General features: G+C 66.8%; 11 protein-coding genes. 6 read left to right on the forward strand and 5 right to left on the reverse strand.

From position 1 onward, the window contains the following. The first annotated feature begins 148 nt into the window (after positions 1 to 148). The 4 genes from CEY05_RS01640 (at position 149) to CEY05_RS01655 (ending at position 4,319) form a co-directional block, all read left to right on the forward strand. Positions 149 to 1,342 carry a CaiB/BaiF CoA-transferase family protein gene (locus tag CEY05_RS01640; RefSeq protein ID WP_088595652.1) on the forward strand — a complete coding sequence of 398 codons (1,194 nt, stop codon included), beginning with the start codon at positions 149 to 151 and terminating at the stop codon, positions 1,340 to 1,342. Positions 1,343 to 1,445: 103 nt separating this feature from the next. Then, positions 1,446 to 2,435, forward strand: coding sequence for a tripartite tricarboxylate transporter substrate binding protein (locus tag CEY05_RS01645; protein ID WP_088595653.1), 990 nt, complete (start codon positions 1,446 to 1,448; stop codon positions 2,433 to 2,435). 41 nt (positions 2,436 to 2,476) lie between these two features. After that, complete coding sequence (locus CEY05_RS01650) at positions 2,477 to 3,271, forward strand: enoyl-CoA hydratase (protein WP_088595654.1); 795 nt, start codon at positions 2,477 to 2,479, stop codon at positions 3,269 to 3,271. 103 nt (positions 3,272 to 3,374) lie between these two features. After that, entirely contained in the window at positions 3,375 to 4,319 is a 945-nt protein-coding gene (locus CEY05_RS01655) for a LysR family transcriptional regulator (RefSeq protein ID WP_088595655.1), read from the forward strand. 79 nt (positions 4,320 to 4,398) lie between these two features. Here the strand turns inward: CEY05_RS01655 and CEY05_RS01660 are convergent, their stop codons facing one another. The 4 genes from CEY05_RS01660 to CEY05_RS01675 all read right to left on the reverse strand — a co-directional run bounded on the left by CEY05_RS01660 (position 4,399) and on the right by CEY05_RS01675 (position 9,318). Next, positions 4,399 to 5,631, reverse strand: coding sequence for an MFS transporter (locus tag CEY05_RS01660; protein ID WP_233161305.1), 1,233 nt, complete (start codon positions 5,629 to 5,631; stop codon positions 4,399 to 4,401). 365 nt (positions 5,632 to 5,996) lie between these two features. Next, positions 5,997 to 6,707, reverse strand: a complete 711-nt coding sequence (locus CEY05_RS01665) for an IclR family transcriptional regulator (protein ID WP_088595656.1) — start codon at positions 6,705 to 6,707, stop codon at positions 5,997 to 5,999. A gap of 24 nt (positions 6,708 to 6,731) precedes the next feature. Continuing rightward, a complete protein-coding gene (locus tag CEY05_RS01670; protein WP_088595657.1) occupies positions 6,732 to 7,649 on the reverse strand; it encodes an NAD(P)-dependent oxidoreductase in 918 nt (305 codons plus the stop codon). Positions 7,650 to 7,866: 217 nt separating this feature from the next. Further along, positions 7,867 to 9,318 carry an aldehyde dehydrogenase gene (locus tag CEY05_RS01675; protein ID WP_088596182.1) on the reverse strand — a complete coding sequence of 484 codons (1,452 nt, stop codon included), beginning with the start codon at positions 9,316 to 9,318 and terminating at the stop codon, positions 7,867 to 7,869. A gap of 111 nt (positions 9,319 to 9,429) precedes the next feature. Between CEY05_RS01675 and CEY05_RS01680 the strand changes: the two genes are divergently transcribed. Both CEY05_RS01680 and CEY05_RS01685 read left to right on the forward strand, forming a co-directional pair. Continuing rightward, positions 9,430 to 10,455: a tripartite tricarboxylate transporter substrate binding protein gene (locus CEY05_RS01680; RefSeq protein ID WP_233161306.1), complete on the forward strand. Its 1,026-nt coding sequence runs from the start codon at positions 9,430 to 9,432 to the stop codon at positions 10,453 to 10,455. 241 nt (positions 10,456 to 10,696) lie between these two features. Beyond that, positions 10,697 to 14,461, forward strand: a complete 3,765-nt coding sequence (locus CEY05_RS01685) for an autotransporter domain-containing protein (protein ID WP_088595658.1) — start codon at positions 10,697 to 10,699, stop codon at positions 14,459 to 14,461. 65 nt (positions 14,462 to 14,526) lie between these two features. On the opposite strand, the gene CEY05_RS01690 is transcribed toward CEY05_RS01685, so the two are convergent. Beyond that, positions 14,527 to 15,633, reverse strand: a complete 1,107-nt coding sequence (locus CEY05_RS01690) for an enolase C-terminal domain-like protein (RefSeq protein ID WP_088595659.1) — start codon at positions 15,631 to 15,633, stop codon at positions 14,527 to 14,529. Between the last annotated feature and the right edge of the window lie 9 nt (positions 15,634 to 15,642).

Raw genomic sequence — 15,642 nt, forward strand, 5'->3', positions numbered from 1 at the left:
GAAGCGGGACGCGGTCCCGGCCTGGCGTGGCACCGCTTAGAGGGCCTCGAACGCCCGCTTAGAAGATTTGAAATGGACGTTGGCGGCTGCGCTTCCTAGACTCTCTCGCAATACTGAAAAACGCAAAAAATGCAGGCGAGGAGACGAAGTGCTGAGCAAGGTGTTGGACAACGTCCGGGTGCTGGATCTTTCCCGCATCCTGGCCGGCCCCTGGTGTACGCAGAACCTGGCGGACCTGGGTGCCGAGGTGATCAAGGTCGAGCGTCCGGGGCAGGGCGACGACACGCGCAAATGGGGGCCGCCATATCTGCACTCGCAGGATGGGGAGGAAACCTTCTCCGCCTACTTCACCTGCTGCAATCGCAACAAGCAATCCATCTGCCTGGACTTCGCCGCGCAGGCCGATCGCGCGACCCTGCTGGCGCTCTTGCGCGATACCGACGTGCTGGTGGAGAACTACAAGGCCGGCACGCTGAAGCGTTATGGCCTGGACTACGAGACGCTGAAGGCCTTGCGGCCCGGCCTGATCTACGTGTCCATCACCGGCTATGGGCAGGACGGTCCGAAAGCCGCGCGCCCCGGCTACGACTACATCTTCCAGGGCATGGGCGGGCTGATGGGCTACACGGGCCGCGCCGATGACGAACCTGGCGCGGGCCCGCTGCGCGCGGGCATGCCGGTGGTCGACATCGCCACCGGCATGTATGCCACGTCGGCCATCCTGGCGGCCTTGCTGCGGCGCGGGCGCACCGGCGAGGGCGGCCATCTGGACATCGCACTGCTGGACGTCGCGGTGGCGATCAACGCGAACCAGGGCGCCAATTACCTTGTCTCCGGCCAGAACCCCGGCCGCACCGGCAATGCCCATCCCAATCTTGCGCCTTACGAAGTCTTCCGCGCCAGCGATGGCCATTTCATACTGGCGGTAGGCAACGATGAACAGTTCGGGCGCCTGAGCACCTTGTGCGGTCGCCCCGATCTTGCCACCGACGCGCGCTTTGGCAGCAACAAAGACCGCGTGCGGAACCTGGCGGCCTTGCGGGCCATCCTGGCGGACATCCTGATCCAGCGCGATCGCGCGCACTGGACGACGCAGCTCGAAGCCGCGGGTATCGCCTGGGGGCCGGTCAATACGCTGGAAGAAGTCTTCGCCGATGAACAGGTGCGCCACCGTGGCATGTTGCGCCATGCGGAGCATCCGCGTTTCGGCGCCATCCCGCTGGTGCGTAATCCCATGCTTGCGGGCGAGGCCGATACCCCGCTGCGGCCCCCGCCGTTGATGGGTGAGCACACCGAAGCGGTGCTGCGGCGCCTGGCGGAACCCGACCACAAGCACCAATGACCGAGACCCTGCTCAAGCAGGCATCATCCAACGCAGCACCCTCGATCGAAACAGCATCCGCATCCGATCGATTCCAACCCCATAACAATATCCGGAGACATCCATGTTCCCCTCGCTGCACCGCGCCGCCGGCGCGTTGACCCTTGCCCTGGGCGCCGTCGCCCTGGCGGCGCCTGTCACTCCCGCCCTGGCCGCCTATCCCGACCACACCCTGCAATTGATCGTCCCTTATGCGCCGGGCGGTACGACTGACATCATGGCCCGCATCGTCGCGCCCAAGCTGGGCGAAGTGCTGGGGCAAACCGTCGTGGTCGTCAACAAGCCCGGCGCGGGCGGCGCGCTGGGTAGCGCCTTCGCCGCGCGCGAGCCCGCCGACGGCTACACGCTGGTGATGGCGGTGGAAAGCTCGCACGCCGTCAATCCGGCGGTACACGAGAAATCCAGCTACGACCCGGTGAAGGACTTCGCCCCCATCAGCAATCTGGCCAATGTGCTGGGGGTGCTGGACGTGCGCGGCGATTCGGACATCAAGACCTTCCAGCAGTTGGTGGATCAACTCAAGGCCAAGCCCGGGCGCGATGCGTTCGGGTCTTCCGGCAGCGGCGGCTACAGCCACTTGTTCGGCGAACTGTTCCTCAGCAGCACGGGAACCAAGATGCTGCACGTGCCTTACAAAGGCCTGGGGCCCGCGCTGGTGGACCTGATGGCGGGGCAGGTGCAAGTGGTGTTCGACAACCTGCCGTCGTCGGCGGGCTTCATCGCGTCGGGCAAGCTGCGGGCGCTGGCGGTGGCTTCGCCGCAGCGGGTCAAGACCCTGCCCGACGTGCCGACTTACGCGGAACTGGGCTATCCGCAGTTGAACACGCCCAGCTGGTTCGGCCTGGCGGCGCCCAAGAATACGCCCGCGCCCATCCTTGACAAGCTGAATGCCGCCATCAAGCAGGTGCTGGCGGAGCCTGCAGTGATCACCGCCATCGAGCAGCAGGGTGCCGTGCCGGATTACACCACGCGCGAACAGTTCGCCGCCGTGATCCAGCATTCCTATGCGGTCTGGCAGAAGGTGGTCAACGATATCGGCTTCCAGAAGCTGTAAGGGCAGGCGCATCGACATTCATAAGCAGGAGCAGGCAGACGATGAAACAAAACGATTTTTCCCATCCCCACGCCGCCCTCGCCGTGACGGCGCAGGGTGTCGCGACCCTGGAGATCCGTGATGCGGGCAAGCTGAACATCCTTAGCGCGCGTGTCGTCGAGGGCCTGATCGCGGCGCTCGATCGCATCGCCAGCCGTGACGACGTTCGCGTCGTGGTGCTCAGGGCGCAGCAGGAGAAGGCCTTCGTCGCGGGATCCGACATCAAGGAAATGGCGCATTTCGACCAGGCCGGCGCCATCGGCTACATCGATCGCCTGCGGCAGTTGTGCGATGGCGTGCGCCTGCTGCCGATGCCGGTGATCGCCCGCATACCGGGCTGGTGCCTGGGCGGCGGCATGGAGCTGGCCCTGGCCTGCGATCTGCGGATCGCTTCGGAACAGGCCCACATGGGCATGCCGGAGGTGAAGGTTGGCGTGCCGTCCATCATCCACGCGGCCATGTTGCCACGCCTGATCGGCAAGGCGCGCGCCAACTGGATGCTGCTGACCGGCGAAGTGGTGGATGCGCGCGAGGCGCAGTCCTGGGGATTGCTCGACCGCGTGGTCGCGCCTGATGCGCTGGATGCCGAAGTGGATCGGATTGCGGGTATGCTGGCCGGATTGGGCCCGCGCGTGCTGGCCCAGCAGAAGCGCTTGCTGCGCGAATGGGAAGACGAGCCGCTGGAAGTGTCCATACGCAATGGCGTGCTGGAGTTCGGCGCGGCATTCGGCACCGGCGAGCCCGGCCGTTATATGCAGGCGTTTCTGGAGGAAAAGGCACGCAGGAAAGGCGGCTGAGACCCGGCGGCCGAGCCCCGGCGGCTGCCCTCCGGATGGCGGCGGGGGGCAGCTTGCCCGTGGAACGGGTACTGTCCTGTTTTGTGAAGTGGGAACTAACGCAATGTCCTATGAATTGAAGGATCTGCGCCTGTTCAAGGCCATCGTGCAGGCCGGCAATCTTTCCGCGGGCGCGGCCGCCATGCACATGACGGCGCCGTCCGCCAGTTATCGGATCAAGAACCTGGAATACACCGCGGGCAGCCCGCTGTTCGTGCGCTCGGCCAAGGGCATGGCGCTGACCCCCGCCGGCGAGGCCCTGGCGCGCCACGCCGATGTCCTGCTGGCCAACCTGCAAGCCATGCAGGAGGAAGTGGGCGCCTACGCCCGTAGCCTGAAAGGCCGCATACGGGTGTTGGCGAACAGCAGTTCGCTCAACGGCTTCATCATTCCCAGCCTGGCGCGGTTCCTGGCGTCGCATATCGACGTGGATCTGCAAGAGGCCGACAGCGAGGCCATCGCCGGTGCCATCCGCCGCGGCGATGCGGACATCGGCATCTTCGCCGGACGCGCGCAGGACGCTGAGCTGCAATGCGAGTTGTATGCCATCGACCGCCTGATCTGCGCGGCGCCGACCGAGCATCCGTTGGCCGCTCGGCCCCGTATCGGATTCGCGGAAGCCTTGTCGCACGGCTTTGTCTGCATGGACCGGGCCAGCAGCAATTTCCATTTTCTGCAGACGCAGGCGGCCAAGGCGGGCCAGTCCTTGAACGTGCGCGTGCATGCGCACGATTTCGCGTCGGTGCTTTATCTGGTGCGGGCGGGCGTGGGGCTGGCCCTGGTGCCGACCAGCGTGGCGGAACCGGACCTGCGCGCGGGGACGATGGCCGGCATCGCCCTGGTCGATGCCTGGGCCTTGCGCGACCTGCATCTGGTGACGCGCCAGGATGCCTCAAACGCCGGGTTGGTGCGGCAGTTCGCCGACATGCTGTTGCACGATCCGCTGGTTACCGCGACGCGCAGCCGTGAACCGGGCGCACCGTGGATGACGGGCGCGTCCCAGGCCTGAGGACATCGGGTGCCGTATGCGTCAGCGCTGCCACGAACTGGCTGATTGCACTGGCTGATTGTGCTGGCTGACGGTGGCTTCAGGCAGGTTGCGGTGGCCGCGGCCGGCGCCAGAAGACGACGGTGCCCAGCTGCACCAGGCCCGCCGTCACGCCGACGGCCGCGCCGATCTGCCATGCCAGGTCGTAGTTGTGCAGCAGGTCGTAGACGTAGCCGCCGCCCATCGCGCCCGTGAAACTGCCCAACTGGTGGCTGCAGAAAGCGACGCCGATCAACATGGCTTGCCAGCGCAGGCCGAAGGTCTCGGCGATCCAGCCTGAGACCAGCGGCACGACGCCCAGCCACAGGAAACCCATGATGGCCGCGAAGACCAGGGTCGTCTCGGGGGTAGGCAGGTTGTGGAAATACCAGACCAGGGTCAGCGAGCGCAGGATGTAGATGCCCCCCAGCAGCGCCTGCTTGTTCCAATGGCCGCCGGCCCAGCCGAAGAACAGGCTGCCCAGCGCATTGAAGCCGCCGATCATGGCCAGCGCCTTGGCCGACAGCATGGGGTCCATGCCGCAAAGATCGAGATACGTCGGCAGATGGGTGGTCAGGAAGACCAGCTGCATGCCGCAGACGAAGTAGGCCAGGGCCATGATGACGAAGGGCCCATTGCGCATGGCCATGCCGAGCACCTGCGCCGCCGTCATCTCGACGCCGGTCGGCGAGCGCGGCGCCACGGGACGCGGCAGGCGGTCGACCCGGCCGGCGTACCAGGCCGCCGGCAGCATGACCGCGGCCAGGGCGATGAAAGACACGGTGCCCATGCGCCAATGCCAGTGCTGCATGATCACCTGGCCCAGCGGCGCGGCTATCATCGCGCCCAGCGAGCCGGCCGACGAGACCAGCCCCAGCACCAGGCTGCGCTGCGCCACCGACACGGGCCGCACCGATACGGCCATCGCCATGCTGCTGCCGGTGGCGGCCAGGGCGGCGCCGATGCAGACGCCGGCGCCCACGATCACCAGGGGCAAGCCCTGCGCGCAGGCCAGCAGGACCAGGCCCAGCAGGAACAGGGATGCGCCGCTCATCAACAGCGGCCGGAAACCGATGCGGGGAACCATGGCGCCGGCGATGGGCTGCAGGATGCCCCAGGCCAGGTTCTGTACGGAGATGGCGATGGTGAAGTCGCTGACGGAGATGCCCAGGTCGCGCGTCAGCGGCGGCACGAAGATGCCCAGGCTTTGGCGCATGCCCATGGACAGGCTCAGCATGGCCGCCGCCCCCAACAGGATAGGAAGGGCGGGACGCAAGGCGGATAGCTGCTGCATGTCGGTAGGCCGTGGGGGCGGCTGGCAGAAGATGGCCCACCGCGTTTCGCGCCAGGCCACCTGGGATGGGTGTCTCGGGTTGGCGCGTTTCCTAAATATTGGAATCGCGCTGTATAAATTTTGAAATGACTATACAGGTTATAAGCGCGATAGTCTCGTAACAATTATGCTGCGCCGCGCCAAAGGCGTGCCGTGCCCACGCGTTGCGGTTCGGTGCACTGGTCCCGCGCGCATGCGCGCTGCTTCGCGCATGGAGCAAGCAGGGAGGAAGGGCCCCGTCTCTGCCATCTATTTGCCGTCTGCTTTCCTTGGGAGAGAAGAAGATGAAGGGACGCGGGAGGGACTCCTTCCGAGGCTGCGGCCTGTCAACCGGGCCAGCGGCCGCCCAGCGCCCGCGTGGCCTGCGCCGCGCTTTCCTGCAGCAGCTTGGACATCTTCTTGATGGCGGCCGCGGTGTAGCGTTCCTTCGGGCCGGACAGGGAGATCACCCCGCGGATTTCGTCGTCCGGGCCGAAGACCGGGCTGGCTACCGCCGCGCAACTGGGATCGCGCTCGCCCATGGACGTCATCAGCAGCCCGGCCTGCGCCGCGCTTTCACCATGCACGAAATACGCCGTCAGCAGCTTGCCGGCCGCGCCCTTGTCCAGCGGCAGCAGGTCGCCCGCGCGGATCCGGTCCAGGGTCGAATGATGGGAGTCCACCCGCAGCAGGCAGATGCGTGACTGCGCGTCGTGGTACGCGTGGAAGGAAGCGCTTTCGGTGCCGTGGTCCACCAGGCCCTGCAGCAAGGGCTGCAAGGTCTCGGTCAAACGGTAGGTGGCCTCGTAGGCGCGTCCCAATTGGTGCGCGTACAGTCCCAGGGCATAACGCCCGTCCGCGCGCCGCAGCACCAGGTTGGCTTTCTCCAGCGAAGCGATCAGCCGCAGCAAGGTGCTTTTATAGAACCCGGTCGCGCGGGACAGGTCCGCGAGGCTGATGGGTTCGGTGCGCTGGGCGATGGCATCGACGATGGATAGCGCGCGTTCGACGGCGGCGACGCCGTCGGCGGTGTCCTGGGGGGCGGCGGAACGGCTCATGGGACGGAGGGGGGCTGATGTGGGCTAGTGGCCCGAGGCGGCGTTGGCGGCGCCGCCGCCGTCCTCGTCATCGATCACACGGCTGATGACGGGCCAGTACCGGTCGCCCAGGCCGCGGGCCAAAGCCGCTTCGAACCATTGGTCTACGTTGCGGGCCCCGTGCGCCGGGATGCCGGTCTGTTCGGCCAGCCGCAGCGCGTAGTTGAGGTCCTTGCGCGCATAGCTGACCGGGAACGCTTTCTCGGGAAATTCACCCGGCAGAATAGCCTTTAAGCCATGGTTGCGCAACGCGAAGCTGTCGGCCGAACCCAGTGTGAAGGTCTCCATGATGACCTTGGGATCGACGCCCGAGCGGCGCGCGATGCCGCGTGCTTCGGCAATCGCCGTGACGGTCTCGAACAGCACCATGTTGTTGAGGATCTTGACGACCTGGCCGCTGCCGACGCCACCGCACAGGGTGATTTCGTTGGCGAAAGTGGCGATCAGCGGCCGCACGCGTTCGAAGACGTCCGCTTCGGCGCCGACCATGACCGAGAGGGTGCCGGCTTCGGCGGCCGCCCGCGTACGCGCCACCGGGGCATCGATGAACGTGACCTGGCGTTCGGCGAATTCGGCGGACAGCTTGCGCGTGGTGTCGACGGGAGAGGTGCTGGTGTCGACGATGACCTGGCCGGCACGGCAAAGCGCCAGCAGGCCGGCGGGGCCGCGCGCCAGTTTTTCGACGATCTCGCCCGAGGGCAGCGACAGGAAGATGATGTCGCACTCGCGCGCAAGCGTGGCGACGTCGCCGGCCTGCACGCCCTGGGGCGCCAGGCGGGCCAGCGGCTCGGGGTTCATGTCGCAGCCCAGGACGGGCAGGCCGCATTTTTGCGCCAGGTTACGGCAGATGGGTTCGCCCATCACGCCCAGTCCGATAAAGCCGACGCGGGTGAAACGACTCATGTTTGGTCTCCGGAAATTGAAAAAGTAATGTGACGTTCAGAAGGATCGTGAATCGACGGATGACGGCTGGGTCCGACGAGCGATGCGCGGTCCTGTACGCAATTCGCGCAGGTCGCCGCGCACCTCGCGCACCTCGCGCACCTCGCGCACCTCGCGCACCTCGCGCACCGGGCGCGCCGCGCCAGCGCGCGCGGCCTGGCGCCCACCGCCAACCGCGCTACATGGCGAAGTAGATGCCCTTGGATTGCTGGTACAGGCGCAAGCCGCTGGCGCCTTTCTCGCGGCCAATGCCGCTTTGCTTGAAGCCGCCGAAGGGGGTGGAGATCGACAATTGCTTGTAGGTGTTGATCCACACACTGCCGGCTTCCAGCTGGCGCGCCACGCGCCACGCGCGGCGATAGTCCGCCGTCCAGATGCCCGAGGCCAGGCCGTAGACGCTGTCGTTCGCTTGCGCGATCAGGTCGTCTTCGTCGTCGAAGGGCAGGGCGCACAGCACGGGCCCGAAGATTTCCTCGCGGACCACGTAGGCGTCCGGCTTCAGGCCGCCGATGACCGTGGGCAGGTAGAACGCGCCCGCCGCCAGGCGATCCTCATTGGGCCGTCCGCCACCGGTGAGGATTTCGCCGCCGTCCTTCAAGGCGCTGGCCACCATGGATTCAATCTTTTCCCGATGGGCGAACGAGGCGATGGGCCCCATGCCGGCGCCTTGGGCATCCGGTTGATCGACGCGGATGGCGCGTGCCCGTGCCAGCAGTTTCTCCAGGAAGTCCTGCTGCACGGAACGCTGCACATACAGGCGCGAACCGGCCACGCAAGATTGCCCGCTGCCTTCGAAGATGCCGCCGATCACGCCTTCGACCGCCGCATCCAGGTCGGCATCGGCGCAGACGATGTGGGGCGACTTGCCGCCCAGTTCCAGCGCCACCGGCATCAGCTTGTCGGCCGCGACGCGCGCGATGGCCCGCCCGCTGGCGGTGCCGCCGGTGAAGGACACCATGCGCACGCCAGGATGTTCGACCAGCAGCTTGCCGGCACCGCTGCCCAGGCCGGTGACCACATTCAGGATGCCCGGCGGCAGGCCCGCTTCCAGGGCGATGCGGCCCAGTTCCAGCGCCGGCGACGACGTCACTTCGGAAGGCTTCAGGATCACCGCGTTGCCGGCGGCCAGGGCCGGCGCCACTTTCTGCGCCTCCATGGTCAGGGGCGAATTCCAGGGCGTGATGGCAACGATGACGCCATACGGTTCGTACTGCGTCATCGACAGGTAGTTGCCGCGCGGCGGCGTGACTTCGGCCGTGATGGTTTCGCACACGCCCGCGTAATAGCGGAAGGTGGCGGCGGCGCTGGTCACCTGTGCCTTGCACTCGCTCCAGACCTTGCCGTTCTCGATCATCTGCAGGCGTGCCAGCACCTCCGCGTTGGCGTCGATGCCGTCGGCCATGCGGCGCAGCAAGGCCGCGCGCTGGTGCGGCAGCATGTCGCGCCAGGCCTTCTGGCGCACGGCGCGCCAGGCGCTGTCGACGGCGGCATTGACCTGATCCGCGTCGGCGGCGCCGATCTCGAAATTGGTCGCGCCGTTGGCGGGATTGACGGAAGCAAAGGTCTGCGCGGCGGGCGTCCAGCGTCCGTCTATCAGCAGGGACTTCGGTTGGGAGGATGTCTGGGACATGCGAGTCTCTTCCAGGGATTCGAAATAAGCGATAAAATAGAATGCATGTTCTGCGGAACAGAACACACAGAATATACAAACACTTCATCGAAAACAAGAGGAGACGACTTGATGAAACACAATCATGCGCACATGGTGACGCGGCGCCCGCAGGGTAAGAAGAGGCTGATGGTGGCGCTGGTCGCCGCGTGTAGCGTCCTGGGGGCGGCGCTGCTGCCGGTGGGGCAGGCGCGCGCCGACAACTTTCCGTCCAAGCCTGTCACCATGATCGTGCCGTATCCCGCGGGCGGTGCCACCGACATCGTGGCGCGTGCCATCGCGGAGAAGCTGACGTTGACGTGGAAGCAATCGGTGATCGTGGAAAACCGCGCGGGCGCGGGCACCACTATCGGCGCCGGCGCCGTGGCGCGTGCGGCGGGTGACGGCTACACCCTGTTCATGACGACCTCGGCGCACACCATCAGCGGGCATATCTACGACAAGCTGAACTACGACCCCGTCAAGGACTTCGCGCCGATTACGCTGGTGACCAAGGTGCCGCTGGTGCTGGTGATCAATCCGGCGTTGCCTGCCAAGACGCTGCCTGAATTCCTGGCCTACTTGAAGAAGGATGGCGCCAGCGTGAACTTCGCGTCACCGGGTACCGGCACGGCGCAGCATTTGAGCGGCGAGCTTTTCAAGATCGCCACCAAGTCGGCTATTACGCATGTGCCTTATCGGGGCGACGCGCCCGCCTTCACGGATCTGATCGGTGGGCAGGTGCAGATGATGTTGGCGACGATCACGTCGGCCTTGCCGCAGATCAAGTCGGGCAAGCTGCGCGCGCTGGCGGTGGCCAATGGCAAGCGCGTCCAGGCGCTTGCCGATGTGCCCACCTTCGCGGAAGCGGGCATGCCGGGTTTCGAGGCGGCCACGTGGTTCGGCCTGCTGGCTCCGGCGTCGATGAAGCCTGAGTTGCAGCAGCGGATCTACAAGGACGTGGCAGCCATCGTCGCCACGCCAGAGATGCAGCGCCGCATCGAGGACCTGGGCGGCGACGTGATCAACAGCACACCCCAGGAATTCGGCGCCTTCATGCAGGAAGAAACCGCCAAATGGGGCAAGGCCGTCAAGGCCAGCGGCATGGCGAAGCAATAACGGTCCCGCCGGGGACCGCGCGATGAACGGGCCGGTGTGAAGACCGGCCCCGCCTGGCCGATGTGGCCGGCGTGTACGCGTGACGGTCCCGTGCTCCATCAGGAAAGCAGTCTTGGTAAAGACTCGAGTGTTTCCGTCTTTGTTACTTTATTTTTGAATATTGCTCTGCAATTATCGTAAGTTGCCGAATTGTTTCCACATAGAATTCACGATTCCTTAGTCACTGGATACATGCTGCAAGATGGAATCGTTGATGATGGAGCAGGCGGCCGCTTGCGTTCGCGCGCAATCCTTGCGTCCCAAAGCGCTGGTCTTGCTGGTCGCCGCCGCGTTGGCAGGCACATACGGACTGATGGGTCCCAAGGCAGCATGGGCCGATGGAGGCCGCGGCTCCACCACACTGGGCGCGCCGGCAGGAGGCAGTGGCGGCGTTGACGGTGATCTGGCGTCCGCCACCGGCCAGATGGGAAATCCGAATCCCTCGGCATCCGCCGGGACGACGGGCGGGGGCGGCGGCGTGGATCTGGGTACGGGCAATGGCGCCGCCGGTGGCGCGCGTGGCTTCGGCGGAATCGGTGCCGGTGTTGGCCAGATCGCACCCCGCGCGGGCGCCAACGGCACAGCCGGCGCCGTCTACACAGCGCCGCAGACCATTGCCGCACCCATCACGGGAAACGCGGGCAGCACCACGGTGGACAGCAATTTGACCCTCTACACCGCCGCCGGCGGCGGCGGAGGCGGGGTGGGCGTCAGCACGACCGCCGATCTGATCGTGCAAAGCAACGTCACGGGCGGCGCCGGCCGCAGCGTGCTTAGCGCGGGCAATGGCGGCGGGGGGGCGGGAATTTTTTCCTCCGCGCAGGTCACGGTGACGACGGCAGCGTTTGTCACCGGCGGTGCGGGCGGCGGCGCTACCAGCGCGCTCACGATCACCGGCGGCGGTGGCGGCGGCGGCATGGGCGTGCTGCTCGCGGCCGGCGGCGGCCTGGACAATGCGGGCAGGATCACGGGCGGCAAGGGCGGCAACGCCACCACCTCGCTGGTTACCGGCGGCGGTGGCGGCGACGGCGGCGCGGGTGTCGAACTGACCTCGGTCGGCACGGTGGTCAACACCGGCGCGATCACGGGCGGCGTCGGCGGCAACGCCCCGGTCACCGGCGTGTCAGGCCGTGGCGGCGCCGGCGTGCTGTTCTACACGGGCGGCAGCTATGCCAGCGGCGGCACGCTGATCAATGCCGGCACCATCACGGGCGGTGTCGGCGGCAATAACACTGCCGCCGGCGTGGCGGGCAGCGGCGGCGCGGGCGTGCAGGGCGGCAACGTGACGGTCATCAATACCGGCACCATCAGCGGCGCGTTCAGCGGGACCGGCAACACGCACTTGCAAGCCGCCGCGATCGCCTTCACCGGCGGCGTCAACACACTGGAGATTCGCAGCGGCTCCGTCCTGAACGGCAATGTGCTCGCCTACAGCAGCGCCGACACGCTGCGCCTGGGCGGTGCCACCGACGGCAGCTTCGATACATCGAAACTGGGCGCGGCCGCCAGCACCGCGCAATATCAAGGTTTCGGCATATACGAGAAGAGCGGCGCCAGCACCTGGACGCTCACCGGCACGACGACGGCGGCAACGCCCTGGACCCTCACCAGCGGCACCCTGTCGATCGCCGACGATGCCAGCCTGGGCGCGTCCAGCGGCAGCTTGACCTTGAATGGCGGCACGCTGCGGAACACCGCGGCCGTCACCGCCAGCCGCGCCGTGGTGCTGGGTGGCGCGGGCGCCACCCAGCGGACCGACGCCGACTACACCAGCACGGGCATCATCTCCGGCGCCGGCGGCCTGACCAAGACCGGCGCGGCCACGCTGACGCTCAGCGGCGCCAACACCTACACCGGCGGCACCACCATCACGGCCGGCACGGTGGCGATCAGCGCCAACGAGAACCTGGGCGCCGCGCAAAGCAGCGTCGTCCTGAATGGCGGCACCTTGCAGACCACGGCGGCCATGTCCATCAGCCGCGATATCGTGCTGGGCGCCGCCGGCGGCACGCTGCGCACCGATGCGGACTTGAGCAATGGCGGTGAAATCTCCGGCGTGGGCGGCCTGACCAAGACCGGTGCCGGCACCTTGACCCTGACCGGTCCCATCACTTACCTGGGGACCACCACCATCCAGGAAGGCACGCTGCTGTCGCCCGCTGTCAATCTGGGCAGCAACGACATCGCCAACAACGGCACGCTGGCCGTGCAGCAAGATAACGCGGGCCAGCTGGATGGCGCCATCGACGGCACGGGCAACCTGGTCAAGCTGGGCGCGGGGCGCCTGAACCTGACCGGCGGCGGCGACATGTCGGGCACCACCTACGTCCAGGCCGGCACCTTGTCCATCAACAGCAGCCTGGCCAATTCCACGGTGGAAGTCGACACCGGCGCCACGCTGGGCGGCAACGGCACGGTGGGCGCGACCACGGTACGCGGCGGCGGCACTATCGCGCCGGGTAATTCCATTGGCACGCTGCACGTGAACGGCAACTTCGTCCAGGAAGCAGGGTCGACCTACGTCGTCGAACTCGATGGCGCGTCGTCCGACCAGGTCGTGGTCAATGGCACGGCTACCGTACAGACGGGCGCCGGTCTCACGGCCGTGAAGCATGGTGGCAACGACGGCGGCGGCTCCCTGTTCAAGGCCGGCACCCGATACACGGTGCTGAGCACCACGGGTGGCCTGGCCGGCACCTACACTTTGAACCAGACGCCGCTGACGGCTTTCCTGGGCGTGACCGACAGCTACGACGCCAACAACGCCTACCTGACCGTGGTGCGGACGCGCGATCCCGCCGATGCCGCCACGACGCCGAACCAGAGCGCCACCGCGGGCGGCTCCGCGGGCAGCGTGGTGTCGGATGTCCTGCTGAACTCACCTAACGACGCTGATGCGCGCGCCGTGCTGGACCAGCTGTCCGGCGCGGCGCTGGCCTCGGCCAAGGGCGCCATGGTGTATGACAGCCGCTATTCGCGCGACCTGGCCATCGACCGCCTGCGCAATGCGTTCTGCACGGTGGGCGCGGAGGAGGCGCGCAGCGACGGCACGCGCGCCGCTGCCGGCAACAGGGCAGCCAACGGAGCGAACAGCGGGGCAAGCCAGCCCGGCAGCCGCGGCGGCGGCTGCGGCAACGGCGACGCCGCGGGCCGCGTTGCCTGGGGCCAGGCCTGGGGCGGCTGGGGCCACACCAACGGTAATGGCAACGCCAGCGGCATCGAGCGCGATTCGGCCGGCTTTGTCGTGGGCATGGACGTGCCGGTGGGATCGTGGCGCGTGGGCGGCCTGACCGGCTACAGCCATGGCCGCTACAAGGTGGACGAGCAGAACGCGCGGACCCAGAGCGACGACTTCCATCTGGGTGTCTACGGCGGCACGCAGTGGGGCGCATTGGTCTTGCGGCTGGGCGGCGTCTACACGTTCCACGATGTCAATTCGGGCCGCGATGTCGACGTGGCCGGCGTCGGTGGCCGCATGGATGCTGACTACCAGGGCAACACCACCCAGGCTTTTGGGGAGCTGGGCTACCAGTTTAAGGCGGGGCCGGTGGCGCTGGAGCCTTTCGTCAATCTTGCCTACGTCAATCTGCACACGAATGCGTTCAATGAACGTGGCGGCGACGCGGCCTTGAGCAGCCGTTCCAGCGATACGTCGACGTCGTTCTCCACGCTGGGGTTGCGCGCCTCGTCCGACCTGCAACTGGGCAAGGTCGATGCGACCGTGCGGGGCCTGGTGGGCTGGCGCCGTGCCTATGGCGACGTCACGCCCAAGTCCAGGGTGTCGTTCAATGGCGGCGACACGTTCACGGTGAGCGGCGTACCCATCGGCAAGGATGCCGCGGTGATCGGCGCCGGCCTGGACCTGCACATCACGCCACGCGTCACCGCCGGCGTGGCCTTCGATGGCCAGTTCGGCAGCGGCGCCAGCGACCGCACGGTGAGCGGCACGCTGAGAGTAGTGTTCTAGAGCGCTGCGTGCGCAGGCCCCGCAGGCAATCCTGCGCCTGCGGGGCCTGTCCGTTCGGGCGAGCTTTACAGCACGGCGATGCGCTTGCGTTCGATCAGCTCGAAGTCGATATTCGCGCCCAGCCCGGGCGCATCCGGCGCGCGGACATAGCCGTCGGCATCGGGCTCGATGTCTTCCACCATCCCGTACTTCTGCGCGCCGCCCGGCAACAGCACCTCGAAGTACTCGGTGTTCTTCAAGGCCATGGCGACGTGCAACTGCGCCAGGTTGTTGAGCGAATTGCCACCATGGTGAATTTCGTAGTTCATGCGGAATGCTTCGGCCAGATGCGCGGTCTTCAGCATATTGGTGATGCCGCCCTTGTTCGGCACATCGCCGCGCAGAAAGTCGGTGGCGCTTTGCTGGATCCACGGCACGTAGGAATCCAGGCCGGCCGCCGGCGCTTCCGTGGCCATGATGGGAATATGCAGCTGCTGCTTGAGCTTGACGTAGTTGTACAGATCCGAATCGTGCAAGGGATCTTCGTACCAGTAGTAGTCGAGCTCCTCGATGGCGCGGCCCACGCGCACCGCTTCCGGATATTGATAGGCCCAGGCCGCGTCCAGCATCAGCGGGTAGTCGTCGCCGACGGCACGGCGCACGGCCTGGCACACGCGGATGTCTTCCTGCCAGGGATGCGGGGGATGGATCTTGTACGCCGCCCAGTTGCGCGACTGGTACAGCAGGGCTTCCTCCGCGTATTCCTCGGCCGAGTCCAGGATCATCGAGCTGGCGTAGGCCTTGATCTTGTCGCGGAACCCGCCGATCAGGCGGTGGACAGGCAGGCCGGCCGCCTTGCCGGCGATGTCCCACAGGGCGACATCGCAAGCGCCGATGGTGCGCACATTGGACGTGCGCACGCGGCGCCACATGGCCTGGAACAGACGTTCGCGATCGAGCGGGTCCTGGCCCATGAGGATGGGCTTCAGGTACTTGATGACGTTGGCGCCGTCCATGTCGGCGGGCCAGTAGGCCGAGCCCAGGAAGGCGTGGCCGGTGATGCCGTCGTCGGTCTGGATCGCCAGCAGGCCCAGCTTGCTGGAGCCGGCGAACTTGCCGGTATGCGCGGCGTAGCTGGTGGGCGGGATGTCATCCCAGGAGAACAGGGTGAGCGAGACGTTATCGATTTTCATGGTCGGCAT

Origin of the sequence: Achromobacter sp. HZ34 (assembly GCF_002209485.1) — a bacterium.
In the GTDB taxonomy this organism is placed as follows: Bacteria; Pseudomonadota; Gammaproteobacteria; order Burkholderiales; family Burkholderiaceae_B; genus Bordetella_C.

Excerpts from the sequence above, each read along its gene's own strand:
- CEY05_RS01645 (WP_088595653.1), top strand. The coding sequence starts at position 1,446 with ATGTTCCCCTCGCTGCACCGCGCCGCCGGCGCGTTGACCCTTGCCCTG.
- CEY05_RS01650 (WP_088595654.1), top strand. The coding sequence starts at position 2,477 with ATGAAACAAAACGATTTTTCCCATCCCCACGCCGCCCTCGCCGTGACG.
- CEY05_RS01655 (WP_088595655.1), top strand. The coding sequence starts at position 3,375 with ATGTCCTATGAATTGAAGGATCTGCGCCTGTTCAAGGCCATCGTGCAG.
- CEY05_RS01660 (WP_233161305.1), bottom strand. The coding sequence starts at position 5,631 with ATGCAGCAGCTATCCGCCTTGCGTCCCGCCCTTCCTATCCTGTTGGGG.
- CEY05_RS01665 (WP_088595656.1), bottom strand. The coding sequence starts at position 6,707 with ATGAGCCGTTCCGCCGCCCCCCAGGACACCGCCGACGGCGTCGCCGCC.
- CEY05_RS01670 (WP_088595657.1), bottom strand. The coding sequence starts at position 7,649 with ATGAGTCGTTTCACCCGCGTCGGCTTTATCGGACTGGGCGTGATGGGC.
- CEY05_RS01675 (WP_088596182.1), bottom strand. The coding sequence starts at position 9,318 with ATGTCCCAGACATCCTCCCAACCGAAGTCCCTGCTGATAGACGGACGC.
- CEY05_RS01680 (WP_233161306.1), top strand. The coding sequence starts at position 9,430 with ATGAAACACAATCATGCGCACATGGTGACGCGGCGCCCGCAGGGTAAG.
- CEY05_RS01685 (WP_088595658.1), top strand. The coding sequence starts at position 10,697 with ATGGAATCGTTGATGATGGAGCAGGCGGCCGCTTGCGTTCGCGCGCAA.
- CEY05_RS01690 (WP_088595659.1), bottom strand. The coding sequence starts at position 15,633 with ATGAAAATCGATAACGTCTCGCTCACCCTGTTCTCCTGGGATGACATC.